At 38.8% G+C, this 18,765-nt stretch carries 17 protein-coding genes and 1 pseudogene; 7 read left to right on the forward strand and 11 right to left on the reverse strand.

Annotated features, from left to right (window positions below; translation table 11 throughout):
• Nucleotides 1-21 precede the first annotated feature (21 nt).
• Nucleotides 22-1,383 (forward strand): aspartate aminotransferase family protein, encoded by a 1,362-nt coding sequence (locus tag MKY15_RS22345; RefSeq protein WP_067210738.1) that lies wholly within the window; start codon nt 22-24, stop codon nt 1,381-1,383.
• Between the two features lie 22 nt (nt 1,384-1,405).
• Entirely contained in the window at nt 1,406-2,926 is a 1,521-nt protein-coding gene (locus tag MKY15_RS22350; RefSeq protein ID WP_342538631.1) for a CoA-acylating methylmalonate-semialdehyde dehydrogenase, read from the forward strand.
• A 443-nt stretch (nt 2,927-3,369) separates the two neighbouring features.
• Here the strand turns inward: MKY15_RS22350 and MKY15_RS22355 are convergent, their stop codons facing one another.
• The 3 genes from MKY15_RS22355 to MKY15_RS22365 all read right to left on the reverse strand — a co-directional run bounded on the left by MKY15_RS22355 (nt 3,370) and on the right by MKY15_RS22365 (nt 6,901).
• Nucleotides 3,370-4,668, reverse strand: coding sequence for an MFS transporter (locus tag MKY15_RS22355; RefSeq protein ID WP_342538632.1), 1,299 nt, complete (start codon nt 4,666-4,668; stop codon nt 3,370-3,372).
• Nucleotides 4,669-5,064: 396 nt separating this feature from the next.
• A complete protein-coding gene (locus tag MKY15_RS22360) occupies nt 5,065-5,478 on the reverse strand; it encodes a universal stress protein (protein ID WP_342538633.1) in 414 nt (137 codons plus the stop codon).
• 13 nt (nt 5,479-5,491) lie between these two features.
• Entirely contained in the window at nt 5,492-6,901 is a 1,410-nt protein-coding gene (locus MKY15_RS22365; protein WP_342538634.1) for a SulP family inorganic anion transporter, read from the reverse strand.
• A gap of 119 nt (nt 6,902-7,020) precedes the next feature.
• Here MKY15_RS22365 and MKY15_RS22370 point away from each other — a divergent pair, with 119 nt between their 5' ends.
• Complete coding sequence (locus MKY15_RS22370) at nt 7,021-7,584, forward strand: recombinase family protein (protein WP_067210754.1); 564 nt, start codon at nt 7,021-7,023, stop codon at nt 7,582-7,584.
• A gap of 383 nt (nt 7,585-7,967) precedes the next feature.
• Here the strand turns inward: MKY15_RS22370 and MKY15_RS22375 are convergent, their stop codons facing one another.
• Nucleotides 7,968-8,318 (reverse strand): hypothetical protein, encoded by a 351-nt coding sequence (locus tag MKY15_RS22375; RefSeq protein WP_255428456.1) that lies wholly within the window; start codon nt 8,316-8,318, stop codon nt 7,968-7,970.
• Nucleotides 8,319-8,523: 205 nt separating this feature from the next.
• Here MKY15_RS22375 and MKY15_RS22380 point away from each other — a divergent pair, with 205 nt between their 5' ends.
• The gene (locus MKY15_RS22380) at nt 8,524-8,721 is read left to right on the forward strand and encodes a tyrosine-type recombinase/integrase (protein WP_255428702.1); all 198 of its coding nucleotides are present in this window, start codon (nt 8,524-8,526) and stop codon (nt 8,719-8,721) included.
• Nucleotides 8,722-8,966: 245 nt separating this feature from the next.
• On the opposite strand, the gene MKY15_RS22385 is transcribed toward MKY15_RS22380, so the two are convergent.
• Nucleotides 8,967-9,305, reverse strand: a complete 339-nt coding sequence (locus MKY15_RS22385) for a hypothetical protein (protein ID WP_187045243.1) — start codon at nt 9,303-9,305, stop codon at nt 8,967-8,969.
• A gap of 302 nt (nt 9,306-9,607) precedes the next feature.
• The gene (locus MKY15_RS22390) at nt 9,608-10,159 is read right to left on the reverse strand and encodes a hypothetical protein (protein ID WP_187045244.1); all 552 of its coding nucleotides are present in this window, start codon (nt 10,157-10,159) and stop codon (nt 9,608-9,610) included.
• Nucleotides 10,160-10,903: 744 nt separating this feature from the next.
• On the opposite strand from MKY15_RS22390, the gene MKY15_RS22395 reads away from it, so the two are divergent.
• Nucleotides 10,904-11,119, forward strand: coding sequence for a hypothetical protein (locus MKY15_RS22395; RefSeq protein ID WP_342538635.1), 216 nt, complete (start codon nt 10,904-10,906; stop codon nt 11,117-11,119).
• A 506-nt stretch (nt 11,120-11,625) separates the two neighbouring features.
• Nucleotides 11,626-13,065 (forward strand): hypothetical protein, encoded by a 1,440-nt coding sequence (locus MKY15_RS22400; protein ID WP_342538636.1) that lies wholly within the window; start codon nt 11,626-11,628, stop codon nt 13,063-13,065.
• A 222-nt stretch (nt 13,066-13,287) separates the two neighbouring features.
• Here MKY15_RS22400 and MKY15_RS22405 read toward each other — a convergent pair whose 3' ends face one another.
• The 5 genes and pseudogenes from MKY15_RS22405 to MKY15_RS22425 all read right to left on the reverse strand — a co-directional run bounded on the left by MKY15_RS22405 (nt 13,288) and on the right by MKY15_RS22425 (nt 17,437).
• Nucleotides 13,288-13,572: a hypothetical protein gene (locus MKY15_RS22405; RefSeq protein ID WP_187045247.1), complete on the reverse strand. Its 285-nt coding sequence runs from the start codon at nt 13,570-13,572 to the stop codon at nt 13,288-13,290.
• Entirely contained in the window at nt 13,569-14,012 is a 444-nt protein-coding gene (locus MKY15_RS22410) for a hypothetical protein (RefSeq protein ID WP_187045248.1), read from the reverse strand. Before MKY15_RS22410 ends, MKY15_RS22405 begins: the two co-directional genes overlap by 4 nt.
• Nucleotides 14,009-14,784, reverse strand: a pseudogene (locus MKY15_RS22415) (Ku protein). The gene MKY15_RS22410 and the pseudogene MKY15_RS22415 overlap by 4 nt, the downstream one beginning before the upstream one ends.
• A 40-nt stretch (nt 14,785-14,824) precedes the next feature.
• A complete protein-coding gene (locus tag MKY15_RS22420) occupies nt 14,825-16,246 on the reverse strand; it encodes a VWA domain-containing protein (protein WP_342538638.1) in 1,422 nt (473 codons plus the stop codon).
• Between the two features lie 15 nt (nt 16,247-16,261).
• Entirely contained in the window at nt 16,262-17,437 is a 1,176-nt protein-coding gene (locus MKY15_RS22425; RefSeq protein WP_338656111.1) for an AAA family ATPase, read from the reverse strand.
• 485 nt (nt 17,438-17,922) lie between these two features.
• On the opposite strand from MKY15_RS22425, the gene MKY15_RS22430 reads away from it, so the two are divergent.
• Complete coding sequence (locus tag MKY15_RS22430) at nt 17,923-18,519, forward strand: hypothetical protein (RefSeq protein ID WP_342538639.1); 597 nt, start codon at nt 17,923-17,925, stop codon at nt 18,517-18,519.
• Nucleotides 18,520-18,765 lie beyond the last annotated feature (246 nt).

Genomic DNA, 18,765 nt, shown 5'->3' on the forward strand with positions numbered 1-18,765 from the left:
ATGAAGGAGTGATGATGCTCGATGACGAATTTAACGAGTCAAAATTGGCAAGTAAAAGATGAACAATATGTATGGCATTCCATGAAGCCCTACAACCCAAACGCGACGACAATCATTCAGAAATCGAAGGGCGCTTGGATAACGGACATTGATGGGAAACGTTATTTAGATGCCATGTCTGGTTTATGGTGTGTGAACGTTGGCTACGGGCGAGAGGAACTCGCCAAAGTCGCTTACGAGCAATTACTGGAAAATGCCTATACTCCTCTATCCGTTGGGCACATCCCTGCCATTCAACTGAGCGAAAAAATCAGCGAATTATTAGGCGATGATTATGTTGTGTTTTTCTCTAATAGTGGTTCAGAGGCGAATGAAGCCGCTTTCAAAATCGCACGTCAATACCATCAGCAAAAAGGTCATACAAATCGCACCAAATTTATTTCCCGCTATCGTGCCTACCACGGCAATACGATGGGGGCATTAGCGGCAACAGGGCAAGCACAACGTAAATATAAGTACGAACCGTTAGCACCTGGTTTCCTCCATGTTGCACCACCAGATGCCTACCGTGCAAACGAAGATCATATTACAGAGCCAACTGCCCTACCGTCTGTTCAGGCAATCGATAATGTCATGACTTGGGAATCATCCGAGACGATTGCCGGCGTAATACTTGAGCCTATTATTACCGGTGGAGGCGTGATTATGCCCCATGAGGACTATTTGCGTGGGGTAAAAGCAGTTTGTGAAAAGCATGGGGCCCTGCTCATTGTCGATGAAGTAATTTGCGGCTTCGGACGTACAGGCAAAGCATTTGGCTTCCAAAACTATGGCATTCAGCCGGATATTGTCACAATGGCAAAAGGCTTAACAAGTGCTTATATGCCGTTATCTGCTACAGCTGTGCGTCGCGAAATTTATGAGGCTTTCAATGGGAGTGAGGAGTACGACTTTTTCCGCCACGTCAACACATTCGGAGGTTCTCCAGCAGCTTGTGCAGTTGCCCTCAAAAATATCGAAATCATGGAAAATGAAAATTTATTTGCTCGCTCAGAAGAAATGGGCGCAATTATCCATGCGGAACTACAAGAACGCTTAAAGAATCATCCAAATGTCGGCAACATCCGCGGTAAAGGCTTACTGATTGGCATTGAGCTTGTAAGTGACAAAAACAGCAAAGCGCCACTTGATGTAACTGCTGTCAACAAAGTCATCGCTTTATGTAAAGAACAAGGGTTAATCATTGGGAAAAATGGTGTCACGGTTGCAGGCTTTAACAATACTTTAACACTCGCTCCACCACTGATTATTTCATTAGCAGAAAAAGATTTGATTGTTGAAAAACTTACGAACGCTTTAAATGAACTACTGCCAAAAGCGTAAAACACAAGGGGGAAATGAATGTATGGTAACAAATACAGAGGTAAAAGAACTAGGGCATTTTATTAATGGTGAAATCGTTGCAGGCACAAGTGGTCACTTCTCAGATGTTTTCAATCCGAGTTTAGGGGCAGTGATTGCACGCGTCCCTATTGCAACGAAAGAGGAAGTGCAAAGCGCAATTGCAACAGCTAAAGCAGCCTTTCCGGCATGGCGCGCCCTATCGATTGGCAAACGCGTTGAAATTGTCATGAAGTTTCGTCAATTGATGACCGCACGTATCGATACGCTCATCGACATCATTTGTATCGAAAGCGGGAAAACAATCGAGGATGCCAAGGGTGAAATCACACGTGGTTTAGAATCCGTCGACTTAGCCATCAATGCGCCTCACCTATTAAAAGGTGAGTACTCCGTCAATGTTGGTGGGAATATTAATGCTTATTCCGTAAAAGCACCGCTTGGCGTTGTTGCAGCGATTTCCCCATTCAACTTTCCAGTGATGGTGCCACTTGCCATTACAACTATGGCGGTCGCAGTCGGCAATTCCGTCATTTTAAAGCCGTCCGAGCGCGTGCCCTGCTCCGCATTATTTTTATCGGAACTGTGGAAAGAAGCGGGTTTACCCGATGGTGTTTGGACAGTCATCAATGGCGACAAGGATGCGGTCAACGAGCTATTAGAAAACCCTGCTGTTGAAGCCATTTCGTTTGTCGGCTCCACAGCTGTCGCTGATTATATTTACACAACCGGTTCAAAATACGGCAAGCGCGTTACGGCATTAGGTGGCGGTAAAAACAATATGATTGTCATGCCAGATGCAGATTTAGAACAGGTCGCAAACGCATTTTTAGGCGCGGCCTATGGTGCCGCTTCCCAACGCTGTATGGCCATTTCCACAATCATTCCCGTCGGCGAAGAAACAGCGAATAAACTCGTCAAAGTATTGGCTGATAAAATCGCAAAATTAAAAGTAGGGCCATACACAGATTCAGACGTTGATTTTGGGCCTGTTATTACAAAGCAATCAAAGGACGCGATCATTGGCTTTATCGACCGTAGCCTAGAAGAAGGTGCTACACTCGTATGCGATGGTCGCAATCCAGACATCGCTAAAAATTCCAATGGCTTCTATCTAGGTCCTACCTTATTAGATAACGTCAAACCTGGCATGGAGATTTATGAGCAAGAGGTATTTGGACCTGCTCGTAATGTCGTTCGGGTAGATACATTAGAGCAAGCAATCGACTTAATCAATGCACATGAGCTCGGTAACGGTGTCACAATTTTCACAAATAACGGAGCAGCCGCTCGCAAATTTATAACGGAGATTGACGTCGGCATGGTTGGGGTAAACGTGCCAATTCCAATTCCTGTTGGTTATCATAACTTTGGCGGTTGGAAACGCTCGAGATTCGGTGAGGGGCATATGTTTGGGCCTGACCAAGCCCGCTTCTTCACCAAGACTAAAACCATTTCAGAAAAGTGGTTTGAAGAGAACAGTGAATCCGCGTCAACATTTGCTTTTCCAAGTAACAACGACTGATGGTTCACGTAAAATAAACTACTATATATGTTGAACAAATGAATACCTATATGAACTGAGTGAAGGCGCGTTACTAGGGGTAGCCAACCGAACAACGAAGAGTTCGGTTGGTATAATTTCTGCATTCTCCGCAGAAATTATACCGTTAATGCCAAGAGGCTATTCCATATAGTTTAAAGGATACCTCATCTGGCTAAGGGCTGGAGGCATCCCCGAGCGCCGTAACGGATTTGATGGGAGTCTTTATTTCAACTTATATAGTTACTCTTGGTAAATCAACAGAAGTGTTGATTTACACAAAAATAATACCGGAATCCCGCCGAGTTTTGGTCGATGGATTTCCGGTGTTTTCTATTCAATAGAATGAAGTGTAATTCTCTCATTTTTCTTTTCATATCACATGTGCTAACTGCTGCAGGATCATTATTTTCTTGCTTCTGTCATTAAGTTTTGTGATGTTCTTTTTTCTCTTTAAACCGTTTCCAAACAATAAGTGGTATCAAAAGTAACGAAAGGTACATGCCGAGAAAGCCTAAAACAGCATAGCTTGAGTAGGCAACAATGATTCCTGACAATATACTGCCTGCTGTTCCAGCTAAAGCAACCCACACATCAACAGAACCTTGTGTTTTTGCACGTGTTGTCATATCAGTTGAATCAATGATGATTGCTGTTCCGCTGATTAAGCCAAAATTCCATCCAAGGCCTAGCACTATTAGTGCAATCGTCAACCAGACGAGGGAATCACCTGGAGAAAAGGCTGCTAGTAATCCCGCAAGTGATAACGTGACACCCGAAGCAATGACCATTACTGTACGACCGAATTTATCGACTAATAGACCTGTACCAAGCGATGGCAAATACATCGCCGCAATATGTAGACTGATCACCAATCCAACGACCGTCAGTCCAGATCCATGGTTTTGCATATGGATTGGGGTCATTGTCATGATCGCAACCATGACGAGATGAGACAAGACGAGAACCATCGCACCGACAAAAATACCGATTCGGTTTACCTTACTCTGTCGTGTTTTATTTACTGTTGTAGTATTTGAATCAACTTGTTTTTCCTGCTTTACCGCAATTGCTCTTGCAACTAGAAATGGATCAGGACGCAAATAGAAGAACAACGTTAGTCCAGCTACGAGATACGCCGCCGCTGCTAATATGAATGGCCCCGCTAAAGCTGGTATACCTAGCGTCATTGCGAAGTTCCCCATCGGTGTCACTAAATTAGGTCCCGCCACCGCACCTATCGTAGTTGAAACCATTGCGATGCTAATGGCAGTCGCACGCTGCTTGTCACTAGCCAAATCTGTTCCGGCGTAACGCGCCTGTAGATTCGTCGAAGTCCCTGCACCATAAACAAATAGCGAAATAAATAATAACAACACATTGTCCATAGTCGTTGCGAAGACGACACCTATCGCACCGATTCCACCTGTGATAAACCCAAGTGACAACCCGTACCGACGACCAAAACGCTGCGAAATCCTGCCCACTAAGAACGCTGCAAGCGCAGATCCAAGTGTAAACAATGCAGCCGGCAACCCTGCAAAGCTTGCAGTTCCTAACATATCCCTAGCAATTAATGCCCCCACAGTAATCCCAGCTGCAAGTCCCGCCCCACCAAAAATCTGGGACATCACGACAACAAATAGCGACCGCTTATAAAGCTTTTGTTGTGCTTCAATTGAATCTACATAGTGTGCTAGCCCTAACGAGTCCTTTTTTCTCATATGGAAATCCCCCTTTACCAACTCAAAGAAACCAATAGCACCAAATTTAAGGGTAGTCATCTAGCATACTATCCGTGACTTTATTTTAACACCCCCGTACACTACAAGGGATTTATATAACAAATCATCTATTTATGTGATTCAATATCCCATTTGATGGTTTATTGTGCTATTAAAAAATCCCGCTTTGGTACGCATTATGAAATGGCGTAGCGGGTGAAGTTGTTATTTGTTTCTGCGCAGACACTTTATTATTGAGTACGGTACAGGAAGTTTTATTTTACCCATTAAAAAAGTATCTGTGTTACACAAATTTCAGTGTTCATTGTTGGACAGGCACTCTTTACACAATTTCTCACCAGTCACGCATCAGATAGCATTGGGTATGAAAGCTCTTTATTTAACAATTGTAATCGGACAATTTACATGCTTCATTACTTTGTGACTGACGCTGCCGATTATCATTTCTTGAAAAGTATTTAAGCCGCGACTCCCGATGACAAGTTGGTCAATTCCTTCTGAATTCACATACTTTATTATTTCTTGACTTGGATTCCCCTTCAACATGATAGTCTTCGTCTTCACTCCGACATCTTTTGCTAGTTCTAAAATAGGATGCACTTTTTGCTCTCGTTTCAATGTTAAGCTCTCTGGGCTTTGCGATAACAGCCGCTCATCTTTTGCCTTATTATAGTCCGAGACATAAATAACTTCTAACTGCGCATCAGGTAAGTAACGGACGATCGTAATAGCATGTTTTGCTGCACGTAAAGCATTTTCTGACCCATCAATTGCTACAGCAATCTTCATGTGAATTCCTCCCTTATGTTAATCGTTTGTACAATTGTTCACTTGAAGAATTTAACCCTTGAATCTGTACCTTCACACCTTTTTGCTCAAGCTTCTGTTTCACTTTATATATTGCACCGACTGCAGATTCATCCCACAGCTGACTGTTTTCAAAATTAATGACGATTTCATTTTCTGTAACATTGTCGAATGACTGAATAAATTTCGTAGTTGATGCAAAAAACAAAGGTCCTTTCACCTTATATCCATCTAAATCATGCGTTACTGTCACACGAGAAATTTTTGCAACAAAAAATAGCGCACTTAATATAACACCACTAACAACACCAATCGCTAAATTATGTGTATATAAGATAATCGCAATTGTAATGAGCATAACAAGTGATTCCGATTTAGGCGCTTGTTTCAGAAACTTAAACGAACCCCAATTAAATGTTGTAATACTAACCATAATCATCACCCCGACAAGAACAGGCATCGGAATTTTGATAACTACATCACCTAAAACGATAATTAAAAACAGTAGAAATACACCCGCGGTTAATGTTGATAAGCGTCCTCGTCCACCTGATTTAATATTGATGATTGATTGACCAATCAAAGCACAACCTGCCATCCCACCGAAAAAACCAGTGATAAAGTTGGCGATCCCTTGTCCACGTGCTTCTTTATTTTTATTACTCGACGTATCAGTCATATCATCCAATACTTGGGAAGTAAGTAATGATTCCAATAAACCAACAATCGATAAAGCCAAAGCATAAGGGAATATGATTTTTAACGTTTCAAAGTTAAGTGGAATATCTGGAAGAAAAAAAACCGGCAATGAATTTGGCATCGTCCCTAGATCACCAATCGTCTGTAACTTCACACCACTTATGAGCGCAATACAAGTCATAACGACAATCGCAACAAGAGGTGCAGGAATAGCCGTGAAAAATCGTGGAATCGCGTACACTAAAATTAATGTAACAATCGCAAATAGATAGGTCATACTGTTTGACCCAAGTAAATAAGGCATTTGTGTAATGAAAATCATAATCCCTAGTGCATTCACAAATCCAAGCATGACGGAGTTTGGGATGAAGCTCATTAAATTCGCAACACCAAGTCCCCCGAGTATTAATTGAATAATTCCTGTTAATATTGTGGCTGCAAGTACATATTGTAGACCATGATTCGCCATTAAGCTGACGAGCACTAAAGCCATCGCACCTGTCGCAGCTGAAATTAATCCAGGTCGGCCACCTACAAACGAAATAATGACCGCAATTGTAAATGAAGCATATAACGCGACACGTGGATCTACACCCACAATGAACGCAAAAGCCAATGCTTCGGGAATGAGTGCCAGTCCTACAACCATACCTGCTAAAAGATCGGCACGCACATTCCCAAACCACTGTTGTTTTAAAGTATACATACGGTTCCCCTTTCATGATGTCTAAAATTATAAAAAAGCTTATGCCAATGTTAGAATGTTAATATCATATCATTTTTAGTCCCATAAGGTAATACTTTTGGGAAGTTAGGAGCGAAAAAATGAAATACGGATATATCCGTCCGATTGTCTTGGATCAACATTGCGCCCACCAATTAAATGAACTTTTCATTGATACATTATGTAAAGAGACACATGGACTTGCCAGGAAAAGAACAGAGCTTGAACACTTATTAATGGCACTTAAAAAAGATGATGAACTATTCGTCCAAAATATTGTAGTATTAGCTGATTCCCTGCAGCAGCTTTTAGATATTTTACGACTAGCAGAACGAGATCAAATCGCCATTCACTTCCTCGATGAACAATTATCCAATCAAACAATACAAAAAGCTTCACTACTTCAAAGTGCTACTTTTTTCGCGGATTTACAATCTAAATTTCTAAGCCATTCTTCTACATTTACGCTACAAGCTGCTAAACAACAGGGTAAATCGATTGGTCGTCCACGAAAACCAGATGACAATTTACAGCTGGCTTTTTCAATGTATGACAGTAAGAATTATACGTTATATGACATAAAAGAAGCGACTGGAATTAGTAAGTCTACTTTATATCGCTATTTGGATGATCGTTCTACATCGGTATCCGATGAGACAGAATAACAGATATAAAACTAGATATGTTGCAATAAAGAATCCTACCAACAACGCTTGGCGCTAGGGGGTGCCTCCCAATTGGTCTTCTTTCTGGCTTATCGCGGGAGGCATCCACAAAGCGTCAAAGCGGTATTGGCAGGAATTCTAATTAGTTCTAAGTATTAGAACTTTTTCAACGACTTCCAAAAAGAGTGGAGCTCCTCGCCTCGCAATCTAGCCAAACCACTCAGGATGAATCCGGCCGGCATCTCCTACTTCTTTGGATCCGCTGACAAAGATGTATGTTTTTGACCGGGCGTACGTGGATTATAAGCCCTCGATCTCTTCACAGACGATGGCATCTTTTTCGTTTGTAGATTGAAGAAAAACGTCCGCTTTTAAAAACTATTTCACCATTTTATTGTTAGGTTATCACCAGCATGAAATATACTTGTGCCTTTGATATCAATAGTATTACCAGTTGTTTTTGATTTAGAAATAGCACTACTGAATTCATTTCCTTTTAATAGGAAACCTAACTCTTTTATTACTTTATGCGTCTCATTAATCTTATTCAGATCCCATACCATCACACTCTTAGATCCTGCATAGTATCGGTATATCAATTTATTTTTTGTTTCACCTCCTATTTTAATACTTACTGATTCGGTACCTACATTATACTCATATCCATTCCCAAACACAGCCTTAAACTCATCTCTCACACTATCCAGTGTCTTATTCACTATAGGAGCAGTCACAGGCGTTTTAACTACTGGAGGCGTAATAACAGGTGTAGTAACTACAAAACCCTTACCTTTTACCCTAGCATCTACCTTACTTATACCACTTTCTAATCACCTTTTCACTACGAATACAGGACGCGCTTATACCCCTTCGTATTTGTCACAATACGTGAAGAAAGAGATTACTAGCCTAGACCAATTGAACTTATCTGATCAAACGATGAAAGTCACACCTCACGTTTTTCGACATGTATTTGCGATCATATCAAAGATTAACCGAGGGGATATATACGACATTATGCGTTCTCTTGGTCACGAGAAGTTCGAAACAACAATGATCTATTTAGAGAAAATCTTCGAGAAAGAACGTCATGCGATTCATGCATGGAAGCCAGACATATTTGGGGATTATATCTAATTGACATAAAAAAACTCACGTAACAGGACTAAAACCGTAGTTTTAGAGCTGCTGCGCGAGGGTACTCCTCTTAAGTCGTCGTCACAAATCAAGACATATAAAAAGGGTTACAAGGGCTTCACATCGTGAGAAGCCCTTGTAACCCTTCAATTTCTACCACAAAGGTTCATCTTTATTACTTAACTTTAAGAATGGAAGAATACACAACACTCGGAAAAGGAAACTTTGGATAAACTCAGTTAATGCTATTTATCTGCACGTCTTCTCGCAAATGTAGATGGGGAAAATGAAACTTTATATTTGTCTTCAAGTTCTCCCCTTAATTTCTCTGTTAAATACATACCCTGTTTATTATGTTCTTCTTCTAGTTCAATCCCATTTGGAAATACTCCATCTTTATCCCAATCAATCCATTTGCCATATTTCCATACCCATTCCATTAATTCTGATTTCAACGCAAGTGAAATTGGAATATCTTCTATATCCAAGTTACATCCACATTGATTACACCATATAGGGTCGGCTCCTATATCTCCTTCGACTTTTAAGTCATGTACTTCTTTTTGTTTACATAAACATTTCATATTATTATAGACTCCTTTCTAATATATTGGCCCAGTTAGTCCCCATGCTATTTTGAGAATTGCCGATTCTCCCTTATCACGCAAATAATTGTATGTATACTTAAGTGAAGGTTATTTCGTCAATCAAAACTACGATCCTTTGTCCGATATTCTGTTTAAAGGCGCGAAAACTTAGGATACAGCTTTGCAATCACTGTACCCGAAGTCTCCTAATCCAGCAACTAATATGAACAATTAACTAGTTGCTTTACTCTTATATTAGAGCAATCGTTTTATATGTGAACTCTTCTGTTATCTGAGAGCTATTTCACATCCCCAAACCATTCCCAGTTTTTACGTACCCAACTTGCTTTTGGTGCGGGCTGTAAATAAACTGTACTAACTTCATCTGTAGTTTTCTTAAGTAAGACAGCAGTTTGATTACCTCTATACCAAGTAATACGTTCCCCACTAAATTTATCTACATATTTCAAGCCTGAACTCAGACTTTTATCCATCATTTGCGCAGAAATCTTCCTAGTTACTGCTTGTTCAGCAGCATGTGCTGATACTCTAACTACATTACCGGCTGCGGTTCTTGCAACAAATGAAACCCCAAATCTAATAGTAACACCCACTAATAATGGAACAATAGGGAATATAAACTGCGGCTGTACTTCTGATTCCAAATTAATTCTAGGACCATTAAAACTTTCTGTGGGTAATTGATTTATATCATTTAATTCAACATTCAAGATTTTTTCTTGTGTGCTTTCTAAACTTTCAGCTGCAAAACCCGTTGTACCTCCAATTGTTGTAAATAGAAGGATACATGCTGTAACAATTGGTATTATTTTATATATTAGTTTTTTCAACTTAACCACTCCAATTTATTTTTTAGTGTTCAAAAATATTGCAATACGATTTTTCCACCTCGAGGTAATGCAATACTAACATGTAATTATACAGTAATCTACTAAAATAGTATTTTTTGTAGTTTTATGGTTTTTTTTGCTAATAATACTTATTCAATGACGACAATTTTCAAAGGTGACTTCCGTCATTTTATTATACGTAACTCAGCAGGATTTCCCACTAACTATGGAGGGGCTACATTAAGCGGAAGTGGGCAACTAACGGTTAGAAATAAAGCTCAACCACAGGTACGTCTATTCACTACGAATACAGGAAGCGCTAATTCCCCATCGTATTGAATGAATCACATGACGTTCTTTCACAAAGGTTTTCTCTAAATAGATCGTGACAATACGTGAAAAAAGAGATTGCGAAGCTGGAGCAGCCGAACCTATCAGAACAAACGGCGTACACAATGGCGCAGAATACATAATAACCCGCGGTAAAAGATTCTGTTACATGTATTTGTTAAACTGTTTTACTATTGACTATTAGGAACTAATTGGATGGACATAGTAATAATAAAATCTTAAACTATTTATTCCGATTACCCAATGCCTTAGTAAAAGAGTATACGAAGGAAAGGGAATCACTAAAAATCCTTGAGATGTGCGAAACAGGATTACGCTGTATTAAAGATTCGGAATGTGTCGAAGAATATAGAACATTCTACTATCATTTCGACGTTTATAAAGCGCTGCATAGTGACAGTAATTTTATTACTTGCTAATATTGCTGGCATAGTAGACGTTGAACATCAGTATGGTTCTAACCGTGATTTTAGAAATGGGGATGGGATAAGGATGAGTATGTCCCATCCATTCAATATCGAATTGCAAATTGATGTAATTACTCCTTTAGAAATAGATATTGAAATTGATGATATTAAAGTAGATAATTCAAGCTTCTATGATGAGTGAATTTAAAGGGGCAAACTCCATTATTGGAAGTTTTTGAGTACGCTTAAAACGTATACCCAGTGCATAGCCCCACCCCTATCCTCAAGTCCATTAGGTTCCTTCATGGATGAATGCCTTCGATAATATACATATTAATCATTAGAAAATGAGAATCAATAATTAAACTAGATAACAGTAGAATTGAACGTTTAGCTGTTCAGGCGATTGTAAATGAAGCTAATAGACCTGGTAATCATTTACTCCCAAATATCCCTATTGGGGACAAAGGAATTTCATTTGACGGAGATATTCAAGTATTTGAAAACGAGAATGAAACAATACAATCGCTATTAGGAAGAGTCCCTATACAAGTAAAAGGCACCCAAGTTAATAAGTTTACAGAAGGATTAATTTCATTTACTTTTTCAATGGAACACTATTAAAATTATTACCAAAATAATGGTGTTTTACTATTTGTCGTTGAAGTCCAGCAAGATGGAAGTACAAAAACCTTTTATAAGAACTTGTTGCCTCTCGAATTAAAAAAATTAATTACCCATTTCGGAGAAAATAAAAAGCAAAAAAGTCGAGTTGTTTACCTAAGAGAATTAGAGGAAACAAACATTCAAACTATCTGTGAAAACTTCCTTTCGGAAAGTCCTAAGCAATCAATTGGTCTAGGCGACTACTGTCCTATTGAAATAAATGAATTCGATTCATTTAGCTTTAAAAGTTTAACCTTTAATCCGAATAATATTTCAGATAATATATTCGAACATGACTTTTATATATATGGTACAAAAAAGGACTTCGACTACCCTATTGGATTTGGAGTAATTGGAAAAATGACTAGGGAAGGAAAAGAAGATTTCGAGGTTGATGGGGTACCTTTCAATTTCCACTTAAAAGTTGAAGAGCGGGAAAACTTTATAAAAGTAACGTTAGAAAATTCATTGGAAGTCATTTTTGATATTAATGACTCGGAACAACAAATTAAGTTTAATCTCTTTAATTTTCACTCCATTGCATCGCAACTAAAAGTACTTCCCTTCTTAGAGCTCATATTAGCTGGGAAAACCGTCAGTTTTAGAGGTGTTTTCATCGAAATGAATGACCTTGATACAAAAGAAATGATCGAAAACTCGAAACATAACTTTAAATTATTAAATGAGGTCAAGCCTGTTTTTGAAGAATTGAGTATTCCTAACGAAACAATTATAATTGGAAATATTAAGGACATCTATTTAAAGATCCAACTGATTGCAGATATATTTGTGAATCATGATTATTCGAGAATAAATAAAGAGAGTCTTGAAAAAGGGGGTCTACTAAACCTATATGTAGGTGATTTAAGAATACTCGTCTACTATAATCCAAATGAGAAAAAACTATTAATCAATGCATTCTCTGAAACTTATAGTAAGTTTGAAACAGTTTTGCACTTTTGGGAATCAGATGAAAGATTTGCAATTAGCCCATTTATATTTTTAACTTCGAATGAGCTAGAAACATGTGCTAATATCAACTTAAGAATAATTCAGGATTCCTTCATGGACCCTGTTAGGGTATTGAACAATGTGACCTTTCTATGGATAAATAAATTTTGTTTAAGTTGCATAACTTCTTATGATAATACACAAAATACACAGTTCCTTGAATTAGCAGAATATGTTTATATGCAATTGAAGGTAACTGAATTAGATGCGGATTATGAAATGCAAATTGAGATCAATGTACTCCAGGTTTATTATCGTTTGAATGGAAGTCTGAATAAAGAACAAATTGAAGTACTCATTAAAATGAAATACAGTGCAGAATTCCGCGAAAATATTGCAGCGATGTTTAGCTGTAACGTATTGTTAAATAGTAAAACCGAAGCGGAGCACTTCTTTAACCGCTTAACTATAGAAGAAAGAACAGATTACTTGGTGCTTCCAATATATCAATTATATCTAAATATGAATTAGAGTAAGTACGGTAATATTAGTAATTGATTTATAAAATGGTATTATTTAATATATTAGTTTTTTCAATTCAACCACTCCACCTCCAGTCGATACCTTGAATATATTGTAAATACCATGAACTGTAAATCTAATAAAAGTGATTAGGGCAAGGACTTATTGTCCTTGCCCTAATCACTTTTATTCTTATTTCACCTTAATTATTTGGGGTAATCGTAGTTTACCTCAACTTGTCCACCCCCGCGATTTAACCATAACGGAAAAAGGGGGAGCCAATGATTTTAACATCTGCCTTATCTCTTTGGTGAATCCAATAACAACGCTCCCCAAATAATCTCCCTCTGAACTATGTAACTGAACAGTTAGCGGCCCAAGCGTTACCTTCGTAACAACCACATCATGATAACTCCAATTAATGATTTTTCGCCAATCATCCGAACGGGTGCCAGGAATGTAAGGTGTCCCCAATCGCTTGGCAACCATGCCTTCCATTCTGTTTTCTTTCATCACGCAAAAAGTGCTGCCCCTTCGGTGTAAACGTAGGGAATTAAATTAATGTAAGGCGAATCAATTCCAGCTATACATTCTGTTAATATTGCTTTTCTTTCTTCGAGTGGGTAACGAATGACTGATTTATTTTTATATGAAAGAACATCAAATCCCATCAATGAGATTGATTGATTTTTATTTCCACCGAAGCGAGACATAGATCCTGCGAAGTCGTCGGGGGCATTCGTGCTGGGTGCAATAAACTCACCGTCTAATAAAACCTCTTGACCAACAAATATAAGCTCAGGGAAGCGACTGGTGGTTATTGTTCCATGACGAGTATATGAATGGTCATTTCCAACTAACAGCCGGATACCATCAAACTTCGGTTCGTATAACCATCCCTCATCAGAACGTACTTCCTCTTGAGACTCCAATAGCATAGGCTTAACTAACTTCATGCCCGCTTCTTTTGTTCCTTGATTGTTGCAATGCTTTTCTCCATTGCCTCCATTAAATTAATAACATTCGATGGTTGTTCTGCATTCTTAGGTATTTTACTCTTAAGCAATTTTACTAAGCGTTCACGATATTCGTCGTGGTATTTAGTCGGATCAAATTCTGCTGTTAGTTGTTCGATTAAAGATAATGCAATTTCTTTTTCTTTTGCAGTTAATTTGACGTTAGTGATTTGTGGAAGGTCAATTGTAGACCTAACTTCATCTGGGAAATGTAACGTCTCTAGAACTAGATGGTTATCAAGTACCCGTACAGCTGCAAGACGTTCCTTAGAACGTATCGTTATCTTTGCAATGCCAATCTTTTTCGACTTGGCTAACGATTCCCTTAACAATGCGTACGCTTTTGAACCGTTGCTATCTGCAGCCAAGTAATAAGTTTATCAAAATATACCGGATCAATTTCTTTCAACTTCACGAACTCTACAATTTCAACTGATTTTTCTTCTATATCACTCTTCAAGCCCTCTAATTCAGCATCTGTAATAACTACAAATCGGTCAGTCGCATACTCGTAGCGCTTCACAAGTGACTTGGAATCCACATCCTCGTTACAAATAGGACATACCTTTTCCTGTTTAATCGGTTTCTTACATTTATCATGAATCTGCCTTAGCTTAATCCCTTTATCCTCTGTTGCCGAGTGTAACTTTACTGGAATTGTAACTAGTCCAAACGAGATAAATCCTTTCCAAACAGTGTTCACATCAATCACCTCACTCCTACGCCTGATTCATTTGTTCAACATATATAGTTTATATTTCAAAGGCAGTAAAACTGCCTGCGTCATCAAAATCATAAACTTGAACAACCCTGTCTGAAAATTGTTCTACTATATGTATGCTGCTTCCGAGCACTAGGGAAAGAACGTTGAAATCCTTTTCTTTTTTCTTTTTGTTGAATTCTAGTAGAAATGAATCGTTTAAAGTGTCCTCACCATCCGTAACGAAAACCAAATCGGCTTGTTTAAACCGACTTTCATTGATTACATTCATCGCTTCATCAAGCGGAAGTGCAAAATTCGTACCCCCACCTAGAAAGGTTCGAGCCAAACTAACCATATCAGACCCTTTAATTTTCCCTTTTTCATATTTATGAATTTCTGTCAGAGTAGAGAATAATATTAAGCAAAAATCCCTTCGCTGCCTTCTCGCAATGGACATTAGGGTTAATATAAAACCTTTGGATTGTGTATCCAGTTTGTACATACTGCCTGACTGATCTAGACAAAGTACGATTGGCCCCTTCTCCAATACCTCACGCCCTTTCTGTTCATATTGCATGGTTTGGCCTTCCACAAAGCGACGAAGAAAATCGTTCTTCGATATTGGATGCATGTATAAGCCAAATTCCATCGGGAGTAACCTCTCGATATCGTTGCCTAACGTAACTCCCCTTCTTCCCATAGACTCTTTATGTATGGATTTCTGCTTTTTACGGGCTATCTGTTTGAATCTACCCGCCCACTCCGCTATTTCTTTCATCGTTTTATCAGAAGCCATTTTTTCAGCTAATGCTAGTTGGTCGCGTAAAGGAACCTTTTTTAATTCCGCATCACCACTCCCTGCACTACAGCCGCCAAGCAAAGACTTTAGACCGTCTTTCACTTGTTTTGTTTCTTGCATGGCTTGAGCCAATGCTTGTGAAAAGCTATGACTGTTATTTTGAAGCAACTGTTGCAATTTCTCATCAAATTTAGTCATCATTTCATTAAAAATCTCTTCTAACACCCGACTTCCACTTCCTGGATCTTCTTGACAATCCTGCTCTTGAAGTCGCCTTTGCATTGCGTGAATTTCCTGGATCTGTTTTTGAAAGTCTTCATCTTCCTCTTTTTGGTCAGCCAGCCATTGATTCGTCTTTTCTCCGAATTTCACCGTGCCGATAGCTGACAATAAATCATTCAATCGGGTGAAGCTTCGGTAGTGTACAAAGGATTCATCCGCCATGATTCTGTCCATGAGTGTTTTATTCACCTTAAGTACACTGTCTACGTCCTTTGCCAAAATTTCTGGTTTCATCTTATATAAGGAAGCCCAAATATCAGCCAGCAATGGTTCGAACATTGGCAACGCACCTTCACCTCTTACCTTTTGAAGACCCAGAGACATGTCGAAAATTTCTTTGAAACGTCTTTTATCGTATGCGTCCGTATTCAAGACTGAACGATTCTTCATAAAGAATACCCCCTTTCACATATTAAAAAAGGTGCTGGTGGAGCCCCTCTTGTCATTTTGGGATTCAAAATACCACGGTTCTAAAATACTATCCAGGATTTCATGTTCCATCGAGGTCACTTTATCAAGTAATGGGCCAATATCAGCCTTCCGACTTTGATTGTTACTTTGGAGATTCTTCAAATCAGCCACTAAAGCTTTCATTTTTTGAGTTGCTTCCATTCCTGCTTCTGGCGAATGATCCTGCAGTATGGCGTAGAATACTTCATTTGCTTCATTTTGTATGGAGTAGAGGATCTGAGTAACAACATCTTGTGAATGGTTGCGAATAATGGAAGACACGGTATCTTTTTGATCCACCGTTTCCCAGAGTACATTTTCCAGGATGACAATATCATCTATCTTCACAACTTGCCTTTGGTTTATCAACGCCTTCGCTTGAAGGACTGAAAGCGACTGTTGAAACCGCCTGTCAGAAGGCCGAATTCCCTCGTCACGCAAATTAGTACGAATTTCCGAAAGAATTTCATACACTTCATCCGGTATTGTAACCCTGTCCGTCAAAAACTGGAGTTGAATCAATTCATCCATCGTCAAGGAAGGCATGGCCTGATTTTGACCGGTCCCCTTCATCATAGAAACAAAATTCGTATCATCCGCAATATAGTCTAGCTCGAACCGAAGTAAAAACCTGTCGAAAAGAGCTTCAAGCCCTTCTCCTTCTTCAGGATATTCGTTCGAAGCACCAATAACTGACATTAAAGGAACCTTTACTGGCGTTCCGTTATTATAGAAGAGTCTTTCGTTGATAAGCGTCAGTAAACTATTCAAGATTGCCGAGTTTGCTTTGAATATTTCGTCAAGGAAAACTAGATTAGCTTCTGGCATTTTAGTTGCTGTATTCCTCTTGTACACACCTTGTTCAAGGTCTTTTAACGACAACGGGCCAAAAACTTCTTCGGGTGTACTGAACCTTGTCAGCAACCATTGGAAGTATTCTGTTCCTTGTACTATTTTTGCTAATTCAAACGCCAATGCGGATTTCGCAGTTCCAGCAGGCCCAATCATGAGCATATGCTGTCTAGAGAGCAGAGCTACAAGAATCCCCTCAACTTCGTTCTCTCGTTCGAAAAACCTTGAATTGAGTGCCTGTCTGATTTCCTCTAATTTTTTAAAATTAGTAATTGTCATTTTATATAACTCCTAACTTTGGAATGTAATTAAAAATGGTATTCGGCTTCAAATGCATCTTGCTTTCCTTTACAAAGAACATGTCGAATTTGCCTCTGAAAGATTCTTGTTCTACATAACAGTTTGATGGATACTCAGTCATTTTAATCATCCAATTACTATATTTTCACCATAGATGTCTTTGCACCAACTATTCTTATAGGTAACGTCATACTACTGTTGAGTAACTCATTCAGTTGGCGCTGGAAATTCGATGAATCATCCCATTTAAATAGAAGGCATCTGTCGGGAAATAAACAGCGCCTACAGTTTACAACGAGGGGTCTTCAATATCTGACAGTGGTATAGACAATGATTATCATATGAAAGGCAGTGACTGGCGCCAGTCACTGCCTTTCATAATAGTTTGAAAAATGAAACTTTTATAACATACTTTCCGTATAAGAAATAGATAAAAAATAAAAAAAGAGGAGGTGGTTGAGACTATGTACCATAATAAATCACGTTCGAATCGTATTTCTTTCTTCATAGAGAAGGTCTTTCGAGGGAAGACTGGCGTTGTCATATCTGCAGCTCTTACATTCCTATTACTTGTAGGCTGTACTCAAGACGAACCACAAGACAAAAACATAGAACTTATTCAAGGCTATCTGGAGTATGAATTGACTACTCCAAATAAAGAAGCAATACAAGCACACAATGAACTGTGGAAGTGGGCTGAGAAACAGAACCAGGCGAGCGTACCATTCAGTAAAGAGTATAGCGCATATTTAAAGGATAGCTACGGACCTTATTTTTCCGAAACTGGTTACGATAAATTAGTGAGAACTTATGTATTAATGTTCCACTTAGCGGCGGACAAATACGATTATCAGACAACTGTTAGTAAAATCGTTATAGAGCAAAATAAAGACACCCCAACGAATTATTACTTTACTGTTTATATTGAATATGAAAAAAAAGGGGAAGATAAAGTGGATGCAGAAATAACAGGGATAGCGATTCTTCGCCCAGGTGGAATAGAGGAAATTAAGTACCTTGGTGATAAGAAAATGTTGAGAACGCTTCTATCAGACGATTAAGTAGGAAAAGTAGATAATGAAATTTCAAAAGAAATCACCCAACTAATGGATGCTTATAGTTGTAGTTGATAAGTTGTTGTAAAGTGTCTCTCATAACTCACAAAAAAATATATAAAAAGAGCGCTTATAGGGCGCCCTTTTTTAATGCTTTTATCGATGATAGTCTTCTCTTTAACGTTCTGAGTAAAGTACGATTTCCATTGTTATTTGTTTATTCCCCCAAAAGAGACCCCGTTAGTTATGTCA

The sequence above is a fragment of the Sporosarcina sp. FSL K6-1540 genome, assembly GCF_038620285.1.
Lineage (GTDB): Bacteria > Bacillota > Bacilli > Bacillales_A > Planococcaceae > Sporosarcina > Sporosarcina psychrophila.